General features: G+C 28.0%; 21 protein-coding genes. 8 read left to right on the top strand and 13 right to left on the bottom strand.

Annotation, left to right across the window (positions count from 1 at the left end):
- The first annotated feature begins 11 nt into the window (after positions 1-11).
- The 8 genes from ACWOA3_RS02555 (at position 12) to ACWOA3_RS02590 (ending at position 8,482) form a co-directional block, all read left to right on the top strand.
- Positions 12-2,879 (top strand): insulinase family protein, encoded by a 2,868-nt coding sequence (locus ACWOA3_RS02555; protein ID WP_456883964.1) that lies wholly within the window; start codon positions 12-14, stop codon positions 2,877-2,879.
- Between the two features lie 12 nt (positions 2,880-2,891).
- Positions 2,892-3,533: a tRNA (guanosine(46)-N7)-methyltransferase TrmB gene (gene trmB, locus ACWOA3_RS02560; RefSeq protein WP_456883965.1), complete on the top strand. Its 642-nt coding sequence runs from the start codon at positions 2,892-2,894 to the stop codon at positions 3,531-3,533.
- A 156-nt stretch (positions 3,534-3,689) separates the two neighbouring features.
- Positions 3,690-4,247 carry an elongation factor P gene (gene efp, locus ACWOA3_RS02565; RefSeq protein ID WP_003145634.1) on the top strand — a complete coding sequence of 186 codons (558 nt, stop codon included), beginning with the start codon at positions 3,690-3,692 and terminating at the stop codon, positions 4,245-4,247.
- Between the two features lie 66 nt (positions 4,248-4,313).
- Complete coding sequence (locus tag ACWOA3_RS02570; protein ID WP_456883966.1) at positions 4,314-4,856, top strand: DUF1697 domain-containing protein; 543 nt, start codon at positions 4,314-4,316, stop codon at positions 4,854-4,856.
- Positions 4,857-4,939: 83 nt separating this feature from the next.
- A complete protein-coding gene (locus ACWOA3_RS02575) occupies positions 4,940-6,340 on the top strand; it encodes a GntP family permease (RefSeq protein ID WP_003146049.1) in 1,401 nt (466 codons plus the stop codon).
- A gap of 117 nt (positions 6,341-6,457) precedes the next feature.
- A complete protein-coding gene (rpmB, locus tag ACWOA3_RS02580) occupies positions 6,458-6,646 on the top strand; it encodes a 50S ribosomal protein L28 (RefSeq protein WP_003144993.1) in 189 nt (62 codons plus the stop codon).
- Between the two features lie 477 nt (positions 6,647-7,123).
- Positions 7,124-8,170: a tyrosine recombinase XerS gene (gene xerS / locus ACWOA3_RS02585; protein WP_003146047.1), complete on the top strand. Its 1,047-nt coding sequence runs from the start codon at positions 7,124-7,126 to the stop codon at positions 8,168-8,170.
- Between the two features lie 63 nt (positions 8,171-8,233).
- The gene (locus ACWOA3_RS02590) at positions 8,234-8,482 is read left to right on the top strand and encodes a CBU_0592 family membrane protein (protein ID WP_456883967.1); all 249 of its coding nucleotides are present in this window, start codon (positions 8,234-8,236) and stop codon (positions 8,480-8,482) included.
- A 20-nt stretch (positions 8,483-8,502) separates the two neighbouring features.
- Here ACWOA3_RS02590 and ACWOA3_RS02595 read toward each other — a convergent pair whose 3' ends face one another.
- The 13 genes from ACWOA3_RS02595 to ylxM form a co-directional block, all read right to left on the bottom strand.
- Entirely contained in the window at positions 8,503-9,051 is a 549-nt protein-coding gene (locus tag ACWOA3_RS02595; protein WP_456883968.1) for a GrpB family protein, read from the bottom strand.
- 56 nt (positions 9,052-9,107) lie between these two features.
- Complete coding sequence (pgsA, locus tag ACWOA3_RS02600; protein ID WP_204644351.1) at positions 9,108-9,677, bottom strand: CDP-diacylglycerol--glycerol-3-phosphate 3-phosphatidyltransferase; 570 nt, start codon at positions 9,675-9,677, stop codon at positions 9,108-9,110.
- A 123-nt stretch (positions 9,678-9,800) separates the two neighbouring features.
- Positions 9,801-10,559, bottom strand: coding sequence for a hypothetical protein (locus tag ACWOA3_RS02605; RefSeq protein WP_456883969.1), 759 nt, complete (start codon positions 10,557-10,559; stop codon positions 9,801-9,803).
- Positions 10,560-10,623: 64 nt separating this feature from the next.
- Complete coding sequence (locus ACWOA3_RS02610; protein WP_456884129.1) at positions 10,624-12,741, bottom strand: DNA translocase FtsK; 2,118 nt, start codon at positions 12,739-12,741, stop codon at positions 10,624-10,626.
- A gap of 202 nt (positions 12,742-12,943) precedes the next feature.
- A complete protein-coding gene (locus tag ACWOA3_RS02615) occupies positions 12,944-13,156 on the bottom strand; it encodes a ferredoxin (RefSeq protein WP_003146037.1) in 213 nt (70 codons plus the stop codon).
- Positions 13,146-13,730, bottom strand: coding sequence for an XTP/dITP diphosphatase (locus tag ACWOA3_RS02620; RefSeq protein ID WP_456883970.1), 585 nt, complete (start codon positions 13,728-13,730; stop codon positions 13,146-13,148). The genes ACWOA3_RS02615 and ACWOA3_RS02620 overlap by 11 nt, the downstream gene beginning before the upstream one ends.
- Before the next feature lie 9 nt (positions 13,731-13,739).
- Positions 13,740-14,534: a glutamate racemase gene (gene racE / locus ACWOA3_RS02625; protein ID WP_456883971.1), complete on the bottom strand. Its 795-nt coding sequence runs from the start codon at positions 14,532-14,534 to the stop codon at positions 13,740-13,742.
- Positions 14,535-14,547: 13 nt separating this feature from the next.
- Positions 14,548-15,279: a DNA repair protein RecO gene (recO, locus tag ACWOA3_RS02630; RefSeq protein WP_456883972.1), complete on the bottom strand. Its 732-nt coding sequence runs from the start codon at positions 15,277-15,279 to the stop codon at positions 14,548-14,550.
- A complete protein-coding gene (era, locus tag ACWOA3_RS02635) occupies positions 15,263-16,171 on the bottom strand; it encodes a GTPase Era (protein WP_456883973.1) in 909 nt (302 codons plus the stop codon). Before era ends, recO begins: the two co-directional genes overlap by 17 nt.
- A gap of 2 nt (positions 16,172-16,173) precedes the next feature.
- Positions 16,174-16,647: an rRNA maturation RNase YbeY gene (gene ybeY, locus ACWOA3_RS02640; RefSeq protein WP_456883974.1), complete on the bottom strand. Its 474-nt coding sequence runs from the start codon at positions 16,645-16,647 to the stop codon at positions 16,174-16,176.
- Between the two features lie 191 nt (positions 16,648-16,838).
- Positions 16,839-17,315, bottom strand: coding sequence for a tRNA (uridine(34)/cytosine(34)/5-carboxymethylaminomethyluridine(34)-2'-O)-methyltransferase TrmL (gene trmL, locus ACWOA3_RS02645; protein ID WP_035466764.1), 477 nt, complete (start codon positions 17,313-17,315; stop codon positions 16,839-16,841).
- Positions 17,316-17,318: 3 nt separating this feature from the next.
- On the bottom strand, positions 17,319-18,671 hold the full coding sequence (gene ffh, locus ACWOA3_RS02650) for a signal recognition particle protein (RefSeq protein WP_456883975.1): 1,353 nt from the start codon (positions 18,669-18,671) through the stop codon (positions 17,319-17,321).
- Positions 18,672-18,682: 11 nt separating this feature from the next.
- A complete protein-coding gene (gene ylxM / locus ACWOA3_RS02655) occupies positions 18,683-19,006 on the bottom strand; it encodes a YlxM family DNA-binding protein (protein WP_003146027.1) in 324 nt (107 codons plus the stop codon).
- Positions 19,007-19,110 lie beyond the last annotated feature (104 nt).

A 19,110-nucleotide genomic window follows, 5' to 3' on the forward strand; every position in this document is an offset into this window, starting at 1 on the left:
AATTAAATAATATGACATTTGAACTTATAGAAAAGAAATATCTAAAAAATATTAATACAAATGCTTATCTTTATGAGCATACTAAAACTCGTGCTAGATTAGTTTTCTTTGAAAATGACGACATAAATAAAAGTTTTAGCATCAGTTTTAAAACTATCCCTTATAATGATAATGGTATTTTTCATATTTTAGAACATTCTGTTTTATGTGGTTCAGCGAAATATCCAGTAAAAGAACCTTTTGTAGAACTACTTAAAGGTTCTTTTAATACATTTTTAAATGCAATGACATTTCCTGATAAAACTATGTATCCAGTATCATCTAAAAATGAAAAAGATTTAGAAATATTAATGGACATCTATTTAGATGCCGTATTTAATCCGAATTTAAAAGTTAATAAAAATATACTAGCACAAGAAGGTTGGCATTACCATTTAGAAAATAAAGAGGATGAACTTATATACAAAGGTGTAGTTTATAATGAAATGAAAGGTGCATACTCATCAGTAGATGAAGTTCTTGATCAATATGTAAGTGAACACTTATTTAATGATACACCTTATAAATATTCTTCGGGAGGAAAACCAGAGGCTATTCCTTCAATTACACAAGAAGAATTTTTAGAGACATACATTTATAATTATCACCCAAGTAACAGTTATATCTTTTTATATGGTAATCTAAATGTAAACCAATATTTGGAACATATCGATAGTTATTTAAATAACTATGATTATAAAGATTATAGTGACTATAACTTATCACGTCAAAATCATTTTTCAAAAGAAATTGTTAAGCGAACTTATTTCAACGAAGAGCTAAGCAACAAGGCATATGTTGCATATAATTACATCCTTGGTGATAGTAATGAATTCAGTAGAATTGAGAATATTGATATTATAGATGATATACTTCTAGGAAGTAGTAATACTGAATTTAGAAAATATTTCATAGAAAATGATTTTTGTGAAGATGTTTATAGTTATGTTCAAAAAGATAGAAAAGAAACTGTCTATTCAATCATCTTCAAATATGTAAAAGATGATAAATTAGATAATCTTGATAGTGAATACAAAAAACTTCTTAAATCAATCATTGAAAAAGGTTTTGATTATGAACAAGTACAAGCTTCAATCAATAAGAAAAATTTCTCAATTAAAGAAGAAATTAACAAAACTTCTGCACCTAAAGGTGTTTCTTACGCAATAAGATTATTAAGAACTTGGCTTTACAGTGAAGAAGATATCCTGTCTTCATTTGATTTAGATAAAGTTATAGCTGATTTACAAGAAAATTGTAAAGATAAAAAATATGAAAGTCTTGCAAAAGAGTTCCTAATTAATAATGAGAAACAGGCTGTTTTACAGTTAATTCCAACTTTAGAAAAAGAGCAAAAAGAGAAAAGTCTAGTTGAATATAAAGCTTCATTATCTGAAAATGAACTACAAGATATAGTCGAAAATACGAAATCTCTACAAAACTGGCAAAATAGTATTGATAAGAAAGAAGATCTTGAAAAAATTAAATGTGTTGATGCTAAAGAAGTTGAGTTAAAAAATCCTTTTGAAGAAACATTATTTGAAACATATAGAGATTTAAAATTCTCTCATTATAATGCAGTAACAAATGGAATTTCTTATACTAAATTACTTTTTGATATTAGCGATTTTGAGCTAGAACAGCTTCAATACGCTTCAATTTTATCATATTTATTATTTAACTTTAACACGAAGAATAAAACTGAGGCAGAAGTAATTAAAGAAATAGGAGCAAATCTTGGTGGAGTTAGTTCATATATAGATGTCTTTAGAAAACATAAGAGTGACGAATGCGAAGTTAAATTTATAATTAGTGCGAAAAATCTCGTTGAAAAATCAGAAGAATTAGCTAATATATTAGAAGAAACTACATTAAACGTTGATTTTGATGATAAAGAAGCATTATACAACGTCCTATTAGAAGTTAAATTAATGCTAGAAAACAAATTCAAGAATTCAGGGCATGCATTTGTAGCACGTCGAATTAGTGGATTCTATAATCCACAAAGTAAGTTAGCATCATACCATGGTGAATATGACTTCTACTTATTCATGAATAAGTTACTAGATAATTATGAAACTGACAATGAAAGTATAAGAGAAAATCTTTATAATGTAGCTAAGTTAATTTTCAATAAATCTAGATTATTAACTAACTTTGTTGGAAATAAAGAAGAATATAATGATTTTAAAGAAGTTTTTACTAGCTTCTTAGAAAAATACCCAGAAGATACAAATAGACAAAAAGGATTCGAAATAGAATTAGAAGAACATGGTTATTCTGAAGGATTTTACTTTGATTCTCTTGTACAGTATGTAGGTGTTGGATACAATATTAAAGATTATACCGGAACTCATTTAGTACTGAGACATATCCTAAGTTTAGATTATTTATGGAATAATGTTCGTGTGAAAAATGGAGCATACGGTGCTGGAGCAATATTTAATAACTTTGGTGATTTTAACTTATGGTCTTATCGTGATCCTAACTTAGTTGAAACATTAGATATATATTACAATATTGATAACTATGTTCGAAACTTTGTTGCTGATGATCAAGATCTAAATAAATACATTATCGGTACATTGAATACTTTAGATGTATTGATGTCACCAAGTGCGTTAGCAACATATTCACTTAATAAATATTTAACAAATTCACCGTTTAATATTTATGATGAACTTGTAAATGAAATTAAAAATACCAAAGTTGAAGATATACAAAAATTAGAAACTGTATTTAAAAATATGAAATCTAAAGCCTATACTTGTGTGCTAGGTTCAAAAGAAAAAGTATTAGAAAATAAAGAATTATTCAATAAAACAATTGAATTAAAATAGAAAGGTGCATGAATGAGAGTTCGAAATAGAGTAGACGCAAGAGAGCGTTTAGAAAATAGTCCCGTTGTATTTTTACAACCTAAGGATAATAAAGGGAAATGGAAAGAAATATTTGGAAATGAAAATTCAATTCATCTTGAAATAGGGAGTGGAAAAGGTAAGTTTATTCATACATTAGCAGAAAAACATCCAGATATAAACTTTATCGCAATGGAAGCTCAACCTACTGTATTAACATTTCTATTAGATAAAGTAGAAGAAACACACAGAGAAAATCTGAAACTAATTTCTGGTAATGCAGAGGATTTACTTGAATATTTTGCTGAAGGAGAAGTTGATCAACTTTATCTAAACTTCTCTGATCCATGGCCAAAAACAAGACATGAGAAAAGACGTTTAACATTCCACACATTTTTAGCTCGTTATGAGACTATTCTTAGTGGTGATAAGACTATTATTCAAAAAACAGATAATCAAGGTTTATTTGAGTATAGCTTAATGAGTTATGCAAAGTATGGATTTACATTCAATAGATTATCATTAGACCTAACAAACAGCATCTATGAAGAAGATAATGTACATACAGAATATGAAGATAAGTTCATTAAAAAAGGTAATAGAATATACATGGTAGAAGCTGTAAAAGTAAAATAATCACATTTAGTTTACACAAACTATATTATGTAAACTAACTAATTGGAAACTACTTTTTTTATAACATTTTACATTAAAATTAATCTTTTTTACCTTGATTTTAAAAAAATTTTTATTTATAATAATATTAGTACAATTTAAAGGAGAAATACAATAATGATATCAGTTAATGATTTTAAAACTGGAGTTACTATCGAAGTTGATGGAAACATTTGGAAAGTAATGGAATTCCAACACGTTAAACCTGGTAAAGGAGCTGCTTTCGTACGTTCTAAATTAAGAAACATGCGTACAGGTGCAGTTAATGATAAAACATTCAGAGCTGGTGAGAAAGTAGCAAAAGCTCAAATCAATAACCAAAAAATGTCATACCTTTACTCAACAGGTGAAGCTTATGTATTTATGGATAACGCTACTTACGAGCAAATCGAAGTACCAGAAGCACAATTAGAATACGAATTAAACTTCTTAAAAGAAAATATGGAAGTTTCAATCTTAATGTTTGGTGATGAAATCTTAGGTATTGACTTACCAACAACAGTAGAACTTACTGTAACTGAAACTGAACCTGGTGTTAAAGGTGATACTGCACAAGGAGCTACTAAAGCTGCTACAGTAGAAACTGGATACACATTACAAGTACCTCTATTCGTTAAAGAAGGAGATGTATTAGTAATCAATACAGCAGAAGGTTCTTACGTATCAAGAGCATAATTTATGAATAATTTAAAAACTCTCTATATTACTATGATAGAGAGTTTTTTATAAAAGGAGAAACTAATGAAATACGTACTTTTGCTTCGTGGAATCAATGTTGGCGGTAAGAATAAAGTCTCTATGGCTGATTTGAAAGATGCGATTGCTTATTTAGGATATAAAAATGTTATTACCTATATTAACAGTGGTAATATTATATTTGATACCACTGAAAATATAGGTGTTGTTAATGATAAGATATCACAGATATTAAATTCATATCCTTTCAAAATTAATAAAGTAATACTGACAAAACAAGAATACATAGAAGAACTTAAAAATCTGCCTAGTTGGTGGAAAGATGATTTTTATAGAAAAGATGTACTTTTTTATAGTGAAGATATAGATTATTCTATTATCAAAGAACGAATAAATAATATGCCTTTAAACGACGAAAAAGTTCACTTTGGGAAAAGGGCTGTTTTTTGGGGGAAATTTAATGAAAAGAACTATTTAAAAACGGCATATCATAAATATTTAATTAAAGAATCTTTCTATAAAGCTGTTACTATTAGAAACGGAAGAACTTTTATGAAAATCGCTGAGTTACTAGATAAAGAACACTAATTCTATAGTAAGCGTATATCTTTACTTGATATAGCTAATTAATAATGATATAATTACCTAATGAAAAAATTAAGGAGAATATAATGAAATTAGATAAAATATTAATCGGCTTAGGATTAATTATATATTCAATCCTAGCTTATTTTTTAGGAATTCATTCTTATAAATTGTTATTAGTTTTCTTAGGAATTAGCGTACTAATATTTTTAATAACAAAATTACATTTTGAACCCTTCTTATCAATACTTATAGTAGCAATTATTCTAGGTTTATTTTTAGGCTTATCCCCTAGTTCAATAATTGATTCAGTAGAGAAGGGGACAGGATCTCTTCTAGGGCATCTGTCACTAATCTTAGGATTAGGAGCTATGTTTGGAAGAATACTAGAAGAATTAGGAGCAGTAGAAATTACTGCAAAGAAAATGATTAGTCTATTCGGAATCAAGAGGATTCAATTAGGTCTTCTTATTGCTGGAATGTGTATCAGTTTTTCTTTATTTTTTGATGTAGCTTTTATTTTAGTAATACCAATTATTTTAGCAGTAGCTAAAGAATTAAATTTGGATAAAATATACTTAGCTTTACCAGCAAGTATTGGTGTTCTAACAATCCATGCACTATTCCCACCACATCCTAGTCCAAGTATTATTACTAAAACATTCCATCTTAATATGGCGGAAGTATTCTTCTATGGTTTAATAGTTGCAATACCAACAGCAATTATCGGTGGTTTATTATTAACTAATTCAAAGATGGTACAAACTAAACCTATCGTACAAACTGAACAAAATAATATTAGTGTATTAAAAATAGAGAAACAGTTGATGAGTTCTGGTTTTGCTATTGTCCTAATGTTATTACCTGTTATATTAATTACTATTCCTACAGTAGCATTAAGTTTAAATAGTTTGCCAACTTACTTAAAAGATATATTAACAATTATAAGTAATCCAGTTACTGCATTGATAATCAGCTTATTAATAGCCATTTGGAAATTAATGATTGTAAAACATTTAAGGATTAGTAGTATTGCTCCATTGTTAAGTCAATCCATTAAAACAATAGCAGTCGTATTACTTATTAACGGTGCTGCTGGAGGTTTAAAACAGGTATTAGTAGATTCAAAGGTAACAGATGAGATAGTTCAAATAACTAGTGGTATGAACATATCACCAATACTTATTAGTTTCTTTGTTGCTGCCATCCTAAGAATATCATTAGGTAGTGCAACTATTGCAGCTATTACAACATTAGCAATAGTAGAACCTTTAGTTCCAACTATTAGTTATTCACCGGTATTTATAATGTTGAGTATTACAGCTGGTAGTATGTTTTGTTCACACGTAAATGATCCTGGTTTTTGGTTATTTAAACAGTATTTAAATTTAGATTTTAAAACAACATTTAAAACTTGGACATTAGGTACGACTATAGCTTCTATAGTAGCATTTATTATAATATTGATTATGACTTCGATTACATAAAATATTTTTAAAATAAATAATGTTTTTACTTGATATTTATGTTAAGGTATGTTATATTAATACTTGTGTATGTAGTAAATGTTATGAATAAACTATTTCCAAAAGGAGGATTAATTCATGGCAAAAGTTTGTTACGTTACTGGACGTAAAGCTCGTTCAGGAAATACTCGTTCACACGCAATGAACGCAAATAAAAGAAAATTCAAAGCTAATCTACAAAAAGTAACAATTTTAGTAGATGGACAACCTAAAAAAGTTTGGGTTTCTGCTAGAGCTTTAAAATCTGGAAAAGTTGAGCGTGTATAATTAAGCGATAAACTTTAAGCTATCTAAGGAAACTTAGATAGCTTTTTACATTATATTAATAAAATATATATAGAAATCAAGTAAAACATATGCTGAATTAGGTGAAAATGCCAAATTAGCCATTTAAATCAATTTTAAGAGGTTTTATATCATTTTGGAGTAATTGTATTAAAAAATAATTTAGAAAGCTTATATGACGTTTAAATAGGTCATTTTTTCTAAAATTTCAAATTTGAAAGTGAAACTGATATATTATTAATTATAGTTACTCATTAAATTGAAAAAATTAATTTAAAACAAAATAGATGAAATAAATAATCATTTATCAGAAACTAAAAATGAAATATTTTATTCTTTATCGAAATAAGGGGATTGAAGTATATTGAAAGAAACTAATAAATATGATATAATATATTTGTTCGTATAATACATATTATATGTATAATTAATAAACTATAGGAGAATGTAGTAATACCAATGAATCAACGTGATTATTATAAACAAAAAATAAATAAAATACTTCCTGAATTCCCAGATTATATAGAAGACTTCATCGACACGTATTACGATAATTTATCGCCACTTACATTACATAGATATTTAGAAACTTATAAGAATTTTCTAAACTGGACTATTAGAGAAACAATTTCAGATGCAGAAAGTATAAAAGAAGTTCAACTATCTACTTTAGAAAATATATCTAAAAAAGAAATGGAAAGTTATTTTAAAAGTCTCTCTCGTGAACAAGTTAATGGAAAATATAGAAGTCAAACGACTGTAAACAATTATAAGGCTGCTATGCGGTCTCTATATAAGTTTCTTACTGTTACAAGCGAGAATGAACAAGGACGAGCTTATTTTGAGCGAAATGTAATGCTTAAGATACCTATTAATCGTGTAAAAGAGACATTATCATCAAGATCAAAGAAAATTTCCGAAAAGATATTTTTAGACTCTCAAGACGAAGAATTCTTGCAGTATGTTGAATTTGAGTACGAGAAAACTTTATCAAAACATGGAAAGACATTCTTTTTACGTGATAAAGCACGAGATCTTGCGATATTAACGCTATTTTTAAAAAGTGGTATTCGTGTTAATGAACTTGCTAATTTAAAGGTTAAGGATATAGATTTTCTAAATAGTGAAATAAACGTCATTAGAAAAGGTAATAAAGTAGACACCGTTATAATAACTAAATCAGCATTAGATAGACTTAATGAATACATAACTTCCTTACCTTTTAAACTTAATAGAGAAGACTATGTCTTTATTAGTAAAAATAAAGCTGGTTTATCAATAAGAGCTATCCAAAAACTAGTTATGAAATATACCGATGCCTTTAATGTTCCTATGTCACCACATAAACTCAGACATAGTTACGGTACTAAATTAGCATTAAAAACAAACGGTAACATCCCGATCATTATGACTCAAATGGGACACTCTAACAGTGATACTTCAATGCTATATATTAATGAATCTAAAAAGATAATTAAACAATCTATTGATAAATTAGATGATTAGTATTGCAATATATCTCCAATTAAGTTAAAATATAAAAGTTATTAAATATTATGGAGGTAAAAAATGAGTATTATTGTACAAGTTTTAGGATCACTATTAATTCTTATCGGCTTTGTATTTAGCCAGTTAGGAAAACTTAAAACTACATCACTTAGTTATTTATTACTAAATGCTATCGGAGCATTAATTCTTGGTATTGATGCCTTTGTTGGTAAACAATGGGGATTTGTTTTACTAGAAGGTGTTTGGTCAATAGTTGCTATTCACGGATTATATAATTATTTCAATAAAAAAGAAGTAAAATTAAAATAAAGAATATAGTTTACATAATATTATTTATGTAAACTATATTCTTTTATAATATTATCTATAAATTCTGTTTTTCCTTCAGTATATCCTTCTCTATCATATTTATATTCTTTTTCTAGTTTTAACTTTAAAGCCTCATATTTCTTTGCAACTACTGGATGTTCTAATAATATATTTTTGAATTCTACTTCAGTAATATCACCTTTTTTTCTTATATGAAGATGAAACACTTTATCTAGAAAACCTTTCTCGCCATATCCTTTAACTAAAAAAGCTCTATCGTCTTCATTCCAACGTAATTCCCATTCTTTAGAAAGAATTTGAACTATTTTATCAAAATTTCTATCATCTATTGTTTCTATAAGTATATCTATTATATTTTTTGATTTTATATTTGGTATTGTAGAACTTCCAATATGATAAATATTTATAGATATATCATTAAGTAATTTTGATAATTTTACTTCCATCTCATTATACCATTCTATCCATTTATTATTATGACATACTAAAGTAATAGGATATCTTTTCTTAAAACACTCATCTTTCAGAATATTATCCAATATAATCACACCTTTCTAATTTTTCTATTAAAAAAATGTTAGGATAGGAGATCCTATCACTAACATTATTTAAATACATGTAATGAATTTTTGAAATATTCTAATCCTGATAAAATAGTCAATATTACAGAAATCCATAATAGGATATAATCTAGTTTAAAACCAATACTGTTAAAAATTGGATTACCTAATAAAATAAGAATAATAGCTAATAATTGGCTAATAGTTTTTAATTTACCTAGAATTCCTGCGGGTATTACTTCCCCTTTTTCTACAGCCAAAAGTCTAAGTCCTGTAACTGCAAATTCTCTTGCTATTACAACCACTACCATCCAACTATGCATTAAACCTAGTTCAACCATTACAATAAAGGCACTTCCAACTAGAAGTTTATCAGCTAATGGATCTAAAAATTTACCCATATTAGTCACTAAATTATATTTTCTAGCAAGATATCCATCAATAAAATCTGTGAATGATGCAAACATAAAAATCAATGCTGCTATAAAAATATTAAGGGTTATATTTCGACCACCTAGGATAGAAATACTTCCTCCCATATTATATAATAAAAATACTATAAATATAGGTATTAATATTGTTCTAAATAATGTTATTTTATTTGGTAGATTCATTATTATTACTTACCCTTCTTGCATAAATTTAAATTCATTATAATTATAACATATTCTGTAATATGCTACAATAACAAAAACAGGATAAATAGTCTTATTATCCTGTTTTCGTTATATATTATACTATTCACTAGTACCAGAAGTTTCAGTTGTACTTGATTCTACTGGTGCTGGTGGAGTTGACGGTGTGTTAGAAGCAGTAGTATTACTAGTACTTGGTGCTGGACTATTTTGTACTCTTGGAGGAGTATACGAAGTCGTTCCTCTTTGACTTTGAGGAGTTGGTACTTCAACTACTTCAGTATGTTGAACCTGTTCAGTAGTATTACTATTGTTTGTTGTTGCAGCTGTTTGTGTTACTTCAGTAGTTGCAAGATTTGTTCTAATTAGTTGAGAAATTTCATTGTAGTCCTCATCTTTTTCAAAAATTGTTTCTTTCTCTTTATCTACTAAAGTTTGCAGTTCAGTAAGTTCTTTCTTAACATTAGTAATTTTTTCAGTATTAGTTTTATCTTCATTAGATATCGTTAGTGAACCAATTTTATCTTTCAAACTATTTTTAATTTTTTCTCGCATCTCTTTGACTTGAGAATTAAATTTTTCATTAAGTTTCTCTTTATTCTCTTTACTTATTTCTTCTTTATAAGTTAATAGATTTTTTAGTATATCAATTTTCTTACTTAATTCATTTTCTTTATTAAAGTTACTAGAACTTTCTTTTATTATTTTTTCAAATTTAGAATCTTCTTTCTTAGTTTCTGTAACTTTTGGTTTAACATTATTTAAAGCCTTTTGCTTTTGATAAGCATAAGCAGATAATCCGATAACCGCTAAAAGTACGATTATCAATAATCCAACTAGTACTTTATTATTTTTTCTCAATTTAATTTACCTCTCTTAATAATATCATATTATAATTTACATAAAATTATTTATGTAAACTATTTTACTCGTAATCTTCTGAAAATTCCTTCTCTAAAAATACTTTTCTAGGCTTACTTCCATCAACTGGACCGATATAACCATCTTCTTCAAGCATATCTATTATTCTAGCTGCTCTATTATAACCAATTTTAAATCTACGTTGTAACAGTGAAGCTGAAGCTTTTTGTGTTTTTGCTATAAATAGTAATACTTCTTTATACAATGGATCTACATCATCCGCTGATGAACTACCACCTTGTGAACTTACTTCACTTGGTGTCATATTTGGATCATATTGAGCCTCTGACTGGCTCTTAACGTAATCTACTACTTTTTCTACTTCCTCATCTGAAAGAAAGGCTCCTTGGATACGTACTGGTTTACTTGAATCAGCAGATAAATAAAGCATATCGCCTTTACCAAGCAGAGTTTCAGCTCCTGATTTGTCTAAAATTGTTCTTGAATCAATACTTGAACTTACCGCAAATGCTATTCTTGAAGGTATATTTGTTTTAATTACACCTGTTATAACATCTACAGACGGTCTCTGAGTAGCTATAATCATATGTATTCCTGCAGCACGTGCTTTCTGAGCTATTCGTGCTATTGATTCTTCTACTTCTTTAGATGACACCATCATCAAGTCAGCCAATTCATCAATAATTACTACTATATACGGTAGTTCTTTATAATCAGGATCTTTTGCTGCTATTTTATTATAGCCTTCCATATTTCTAACACGTGCTCTAGCAAACTCTCGATATCTATTTTCCATTTCTAAAACTACTTTATGAAGTACATCAGCAGCTTTTATTGGATCAGTTACAACTGATGTTAATAGATGCGGAATTCCATCATATATTGATAATTCTACCATTTTAGGGTCTATCATTATTAATTTTACTTTATCTGGTTTATTTTTTAGTAATATACTTGTAATTATAGTATTAACACATACTGATTTACCACTACCTGTTGATCCTGCAATTAATAAGTGCGGTGTTTTATCGATTCTTGTAAAAATTGATTCACCAGATACATCTTTCCCCAAGGCAACAGATAAAGGCGAGTTGTCCTCATCATTTACAAATACTTCCTTCATTGTTACTAATTCATTTACTGTATTTGGAATTTCAATACCAATTAATGATTTACCAGGAATAGGTGCTTCTATACGTACATCTTTGGCTGCAAGATTCAACGCAATATCATTACTCAGGTTCACTATCTTGCTCACCTTAGTTCCAGGAGTCGGCAAAATTTGAAATTGTGTAATAGAAGGACCTACTATTGCTTTAACTATTTTCACCTCAATACCAAAGTTATTAAATGTACTTTGTAATATTTTAGATTTTTCAACTACATCACCCTTAGTTATTGTTTGTTTTTTAACTGGACTATTAAGCAATGTAATTGGTGGTAGCTGATAATTATCATATGATTCTTCAGACACTTCTTCATTTAAAGATTCTTCAACAACATCAACACTTTTAACTTCTTTTGTCTTAGCTTGTTTTCTTGTGACTCTTTGTACAAGTTCTTCCTCGGGTTCTTCTTTAAACTCTCTAATATCTACCACTAAATCTTTATCTTTTATATTATTATATCTTTGTTCATTAGAATTTTCTTTTTTTGTATCTACATAATTATAATCGTCTATAATTTCATCGTCAAATTCGAGATACTCGTCATATTCTTCATCTACATATTCACTTTTGTCAAAGGCATCAACAATTTGATGCTTTAATCTTAAAACAAGCGTTCTATGGTTTATATTAAAATATAGGAATACTGACGTAATAAATGCTGAAATAACTACTAATAAAGATCCATAGTATGATAATAAATATATTAAAAATTTAACTGGATAGTAAGATATCAGTCCACCGCCATAAGTTAACACTTTACCATTATATATCTCTGTAAACCTAATATAAGTGCTTTCTGCATTACCTACTAGTATTAACTGGAATAAGAAATCTATCAACACTAAGAGCGTTACTACAATAACAGGTGTTTTTATTTTTTTATTCATTATATAATAAATTGGTGTAGCTACTATAATAATATATAGTATATAGCTAAAGCTACCAAATAGATATTTAAATAATGAATCAAAAAATTTACCTACAAATCCCATCTGAAGAACAGATAAAATTATAATAAGAACAGAAATTACAAAATACAATCCTCTGTATGTTTCTTTAGTTAAAACTGGAATTATATTTTTCTTAGGATTTTTCTTTGTAGTACCTTTTTTACCTTTGGAGTTAGTTGATTTTTTATTTTCACTAGTTTTTTTTGATTTTTTTGTTTTTTTATTGCTCAATCTTCTCTCCTTTCTAGTCCTCTTCCACATAAACTGCCTCAGTAGGACAATTTATTTGTGCTTCAAGAACCAAACTTCTATATTTATCTGGAACTACTTCTGTCATATTATTTTCATCTATAATACAATAAGCAATTCCATCTTCGTCATAATCATATATGTCAGGACAGATAGCATTACAATTTCCACAAGCAATACAATCTTCACGAATTATTCTAGTTTTCATCACTTTCTTCTTTCAAATATTGAGAAAATTTCTCTAATGATTGTTTTCTATGACTAATACTATTTTTTTGTTCAGCACTTAACTCTGCAAAAGTTTTATCTAAAGATGGAACATAGAATATTGGATCATATCCAAAACCATTCGTACCACGTTTTTCAAAAATAATTTCGCCATGACACTCACCTCTAAAAGTTAATTCTGTTCCATCAGGTTTTACAAGAGCTATAACAGAAACAAATTTAGCTTTTGATTTTTGTCCATTTAACTCTAAAAGAACTTTTTCTATATTTTTTTCATCAGTTTGGTCTTTAGAATATCTTGCAGAATACACACCGGGTCTCCCATCAAGTAGGTCAACGCTTAATCCACTGTCATCAGAAATAGCTGTTTTACCAGAGTATTTACTTATTGTTCGAGCTTTTATTAATGCATTCTCTTCAAATGTAGAACCATCTTCTACAATTTCTTCTGTATAATTAATATCCTTAAGAGTTAAGATATTATAATCTTCTAGAATACTTTTAATTTCTTCTACTTTGTGAGCATTATTAGATGCTAAAATTAATTCTTTCATTATTTTCTCCTATAAATCTACTACTTCTGCAATGATTTCTTTATTCAACCATTTAGAAGCTATATTATTAAAATTTTCACTGGCTTCAGATATGTAAAACTCATGATCTTTTTTATTAAATCTCTTCTGATGTAACTTTGCATATCCTAATACGGAGCTAACTTCTCGTGCAGCTTCTCGTCCTGAAGAAATAACCTTAATATTATTACCATAATATTCTTCTATATCTTTTTTCAAAATTGGATAATGCGTACAACCTAAAACAACTGTATCTACACCTAAGTTGCGTGTATTCTCTAAAGTTTCATGTATAATTTTCTTTGTTGCATCTTTATCAACGTTACCTTCTGATTCAATAAAAGGTACAAAAGCAGGACAAGCTTTATCAACGACTTGAATATCAGAATTAATATTCTCAATTTCAATATCATAAACTTTTGATTTTGCAGTAAATTTAGTACCTAAAACAAGAACCTTATTATTCTCAGTAGCCTGAATTGCACGTCTTGCACCAGGTTGTACTACTCCTATTATCGGTATGTCATATTTATCTTGAAGATAATTAAGTGCAGCTGCCGTTGCCGTATTACACGCTAGTACAACCATTTTAACACCTTTGTCAATTAAATATTTCACCGCTCTATCGGTATATTGAATTATCTCTTCTCTAGTTTTATCTCCGTAAGGGCAATTTTTCACATCACCGAAATAATAAATAGTTTCATTAGGAAGTTGTCTCATTATTTCTCGAGCAACCGTTAATCCTCCCACTCCACTATCGAATACTCCTATTGCATTATTCATACATAGCCTCTTTCTATTTAGAACCTAATATTTCTTCAAGTTCTAGTATTTTTTTATATGATTTCGTTTCAACTCCAATAAATTCTTTAAACAACATATTAAAAAATGAAAAGAGTCTAATTAAATCTTTATTTTCAATTTCTAAACTTTCCAAAAAATCGATATTTTTAATTGATAGATAGTATGTAAGTTTTACGAGGTGATCATTCAATCCATAGACACTGTAGTCCGTATTAAACTTATCAACAAAACTATTCTTCTGAAAACTATAACCTACATAATCATAATCAGTTTTTTGATATTTAAACATAAAACCTTGCTCATTTAATAATTTCGCTAAAAAATAGCTTACAACTATCTTTTCGGAAACTTTACTTTCAATATTATGTAAACAAAGTTTTAATAGCTTATAAATATTAAAGGAGTTATCATTAACCAAATATGTGTATTCCAACATATTCGAAACATAACTATTTTTAATAACATCATAAACTATATTGGTATATGTATTTTCAATTTCCAAATTTGTAATTTTATTCATACCATTTGTAGGAAAATAGTTAATACTCACTTCGTATGGTGTACTAACCTTAATTTTCTTTTTGCTTTTATGAACATTCTCATAAAAAAAACTTTCTACATTTCCCTGTTCTGTTAAAACCTGTAAAATTTCATGATAATCTTTATAACGTATTTTTTTTATTATAATCCCCGTTATGTAATTTCTATTAGTCAAAGATATCATCCCTATAGCCTAAATCTATAATTTGATTTGGTTTTGATCTCCAATTATCAATAACTTTTACCCATAATTCTAGGAATATCTTTTCGCCAAGAAGAACCTCAATATCTTTTCTTGCTCTAGAACCAATTTCTTTTATCATTTTACCTTGTTTACCGATAATCATACCTTTTTGAGATTTTCTCTCAACAACGATAGTCGCAATAATATTTTTTTTCTTACCTGGTTGTTTCTCAATTCTATCGATAACAACAGCTATAGAATGTGGTATTTCCTGTTCTGTTAATTGTAAGACTTTTTCCCTAATAAATTCAGAAATTACAAAATACTCAGGTGAGTCTGTAATTACATCATCAGGATACATTTTAAAACTTGGTTGCAAGTATTTTTTCGTTGTATTTAGTAGATTATCTACATTTATTGATTTAAGAGCAGAAATAGGAACTATTTCCACAAAATCATATAAATCTTTATAAAATTCTATGATTTGGATTAATTGTTCCGGTGAAATTAAATCTATTTTGTTAATTAATAAAAATGTTGGAACTTTTAATTCTTTAACAATATTTATTAAATGTTGATCTCCAGGTCCAAACTTTTCACTCGCATTTATAATTAAATAAACTATTTCTGACTCTTGAATCGCACTACTTGCAAGTTTCATCATATAATCTCCAAGTCTATGCTTTGGCTTGTGTATTCCAGGAGTATCAATGAACACGATTTGTGAATCATTATCAGTATATACACCATTAATAATATTTCTCGTTGTTTGTGGTTTATCTGACATGATTGCAATTTTTTGTTGTAGTATATTATTTAATAACGTAGATTTACCAGCATTAGGACGGCCAATAATTGTGACAAATCCTGTTTTAATTTGTTCTTCAAACATGCTTATCTCCTTAAACCAAATTTTTCTAAAATTTCATCTTGTTTTCCAAACATTTCTTTTTCATCTTCTTCATTCATGTGATCATAACCAAGTAGATGTAAAAAACCATGTACTGCTAAGAAACCAATTTCTCTATCGAAACTATGTTCATATTCTTTTGCTTGTTCATGAGCAATATCTATACAGATAATAACATCTCCAATAGAATTAATTTCATCTTCAAGTCCAATAATATCAATCTCATCTTCTACTTCATCATTTAATGCAAAAGAAATAACATCAGTTGGAACATCTTTACCTCTATAATCACGGTTAATTTCTTGAATTTCTTCCTTACTAACAAAAGATAATGACATCTCAGTAATCTCAGTATCAACATTTTCATACTCCGCAGCACATTCTAACAATTTTAATAACATATCTTTAGTGCTGTCTTCTACTAAGTTGTTATCATCTATAATATCAACAAATGTCATGTTGTTCTCCTTTTATATTATTAATACGCAGGGAGTAAATCAAAATCAGGATTTTGAAGAATTCGATTTTGTCGATTACTCCCATAATATTTACTAGATATCTAAAAAGCTTTTATAAAAAATTTAGATATAAATAAACCTCTATTCTTATTAGTTCTCTTTAATTTAGGATTTAATAAATTACAATCATATTATTGTAATTTATTAAAACTTTGTTGTCTCAGAGCTTCATAAATTATTAATGCCGCTGTATTAGATAAATTCAATGAACGTACATTTTCACTCATAGGTATACGTAATGCTTGTTCACTATATTTTTCTCGGAATTCTTTAGGCAATCCTTTAGTTTCTCTTCCAAAGATAAAATATATATCTTCATTTTCTTCATTAGAGAAATCAAAATCACAATAATTCTTTGAACCAAATTTAGTAATTAGATAATAATGCTTATCATTAGTCGCTTCAAGAAATTCATCAAAACTATCCCAAACAACTAAATCTAAGTGTTCCCAGTAATCTAAACCTGCACGTTTAACATGTTTATCATCAATAGAAAAACCTAAAGGTCTAATTAAATGTAATCTTGTATTAGTACCAACACATGTACGTGCGATATTACCTGTATTAGCTGGTATCTCTGGTTGAAATAAAACTATATTATTCATAATTTATTAAAATGGAAGTTTGCCACCAAACATTCTTCCTAGACCCTTTCTCTTAGATTTATCATTCATAAGTCCACCAAACTGTTTCATCATTTTTCTCATTTCTTCGAATTGCTTAATTAACTTATGAACCTCATTAATTGGTCTACCACTACCTTGTGCAATTCGTTTTCTACGTGGTACATTAATGATATCTGGATTTTGCCTTTCTTCAATAGTCATAGATTTGATGATAGCTTCAATATAAACAAATTGCTTTTCATCAACTGCATCTAAATTCATATTTTTAAGTTTACCCATACCAGGAATCATTCCTAGAATATCTTTTAAGCTACCAAGTTTTTTCACTTGTTCAAGTTGAGTTAAAAAGTCTTCGAAGGTGAAACTTTGATTAAGAATTTTTTCCTGCATTTTTTTTGCTTCATCTTCATCAATAGAAGCTTGGGCTTTTTCGATTAAAGTAAGGACATCACCCATACCTAAAATACGAGAAGCCATACGTTCTGGATGGAATATTTCTAGGTCATTCATCTTCTCACCCATACCAACTAACTTAATTGGCTTACCAGTGATAGACTTAATAGATAAGGCTGCCCCACCACGTGTATCACCATCAAGTTTTGTAAGTACTAATCCAGTGATGTCTAGTTGTTCATCAAATGAACTTGCAATATTAACAGCTTCTTGTCCAATCATTGCATCTATTACAAGTAAGATTTCATCTGGAGTTGTTGCCGCTTTAATATCTTTTAATTCATCCATTAGTAATTCATCAATATGAAGACGCCCAGCAGTATCGATAATTATATAGTTAAAGTAATTTTCTTTAGCGAATGCTAATCCATCTTTAACAATATCTACAGGATCTTTATCAACATAGAAAACTTCAATATCAAGTTGTTTTCCTAAAGTTTTCAATTGTTGAACCGCTGCTGGTCTATAAACGTCAGCTGCAATAAGAAGCGGTTTTTTCTTCATAGTTTTTTTAACTTTAAGAGCTAACTTACCTGCTGTAGTTGTTTTCCCAGCCCCTTGAAGACCAACCATCATTACTGTTGTAATCTTACCACCTTGGTTTAATTCAACGTTAGAACCACCAAGTAATTCAACAAGTTCTTCATTTACTATTTTTACAATTTGTTGAGCAGGAGTTAATGATTTCATAACTTCAGTTCCTACTGCTCTTTCACTAATCTTCTTAACAAATTCTTTTACTACTTTAAAGTTAACATCGGCTTCTAGTAATGCCAACCTAACTTCTCTCATCATTTCTTTAACATCAGCTTCAGAAACTTTTCCTTTTCCTGTAAGCTTCGCTATTGTATTTTGTAATCTTTGCGATAGATTTTCAAATGCCATAAAAGATTCTCCTAGTTTTCTAATTTTATCAATTCATCAACATATGTCAGTACTTCTGTATCATTTGTTGATTTTTTTATTTCATTTAGTAAAAACAATCTTTGATTGTTTAGTTTTATTAAATTTAACTTCTCCTCAAACTGTTCTAACTCTAACACTGTTCTTTTAATATTATTTGAAACAGCTTGTTTTGAAATATTGTAATTTTCCGATATCTCTGTTAATGATAAATCATTAAAATAATAATCATTTAAATATTGTTTTTGTTTATCACTAAGTAATTCAGAGTAAAAATCATAGAGTTGTGAAATTTTTATAACTTGTTCTATTTCCACAATCTTCCTCCAGTCATAAAATATAAATCTACATCCTTATATTATACGATAAAATCGCTATTTTTTCAAATTTTTATCGTATTTCTAAATAAATAAAATCAACT

Source organism: Gemella taiwanensis, assembly GCF_054054385.1.

Coding starts and splice junctions, on each gene's coding strand:
- ACWOA3_RS02555 (WP_456883964.1), top strand. CDS start 12: ATGACATTTGAACTTATAGAAAAGAAATATCTAAAAAATATTAATACA.
- trmB (WP_456883965.1), top strand. CDS start 2,892: ATGAGAGTTCGAAATAGAGTAGACGCAAGAGAGCGTTTAGAAAATAGT.
- efp (WP_003145634.1), top strand. CDS start 3,690: ATGATATCAGTTAATGATTTTAAAACTGGAGTTACTATCGAAGTTGAT.
- ACWOA3_RS02570 (WP_456883966.1), top strand. CDS start 4,314: ATGAAATACGTACTTTTGCTTCGTGGAATCAATGTTGGCGGTAAGAAT.
- ACWOA3_RS02575 (WP_003146049.1), top strand. CDS start 4,940: ATGAAATTAGATAAAATATTAATCGGCTTAGGATTAATTATATATTCA.
- rpmB (WP_003144993.1), top strand. CDS start 6,458: ATGGCAAAAGTTTGTTACGTTACTGGACGTAAAGCTCGTTCAGGAAAT.
- xerS (WP_003146047.1), top strand. CDS start 7,124: ATGAATCAACGTGATTATTATAAACAAAAAATAAATAAAATACTTCCT.
- ACWOA3_RS02590 (WP_456883967.1), top strand. CDS start 8,234: ATGAGTATTATTGTACAAGTTTTAGGATCACTATTAATTCTTATCGGC.
- pgsA (WP_204644351.1), bottom strand. CDS start 9,677: ATGAATCTACCAAATAAAATAACATTATTTAGAACAATATTAATACCT.
- ACWOA3_RS02610 (WP_456884129.1), bottom strand. CDS start 12,741: ATGGGATTTGTAGGTAAATTTTTTGATTCATTATTTAAATATCTATTT.
- ACWOA3_RS02615 (WP_003146037.1), bottom strand. CDS start 13,156: ATGAAAACTAGAATAATTCGTGAAGATTGTATTGCTTGTGGAAATTGT.
- ACWOA3_RS02620 (WP_456883970.1), bottom strand. CDS start 13,730: ATGAAAGAATTAATTTTAGCATCTAATAATGCTCACAAAGTAGAAGAA.
- racE (WP_456883971.1), bottom strand. CDS start 14,534: ATGAATAATGCAATAGGAGTATTCGATAGTGGAGTGGGAGGATTAACG.
- recO (WP_456883972.1), bottom strand. CDS start 15,279: ATGATATCTTTGACTAATAGAAATTACATAACGGGGATTATAATAAAA.
- era (WP_456883973.1), bottom strand. CDS start 16,171: ATGTTTGAAGAACAAATTAAAACAGGATTTGTCACAATTATTGGCCGT.
- ybeY (WP_456883974.1), bottom strand. CDS start 16,647: ATGACATTTGTTGATATTATAGATGATAACAACTTAGTAGAAGACAGC.
- ffh (WP_456883975.1), bottom strand. CDS start 18,671: ATGGCATTTGAAAATCTATCGCAAAGATTACAAAATACAATAGCGAAG.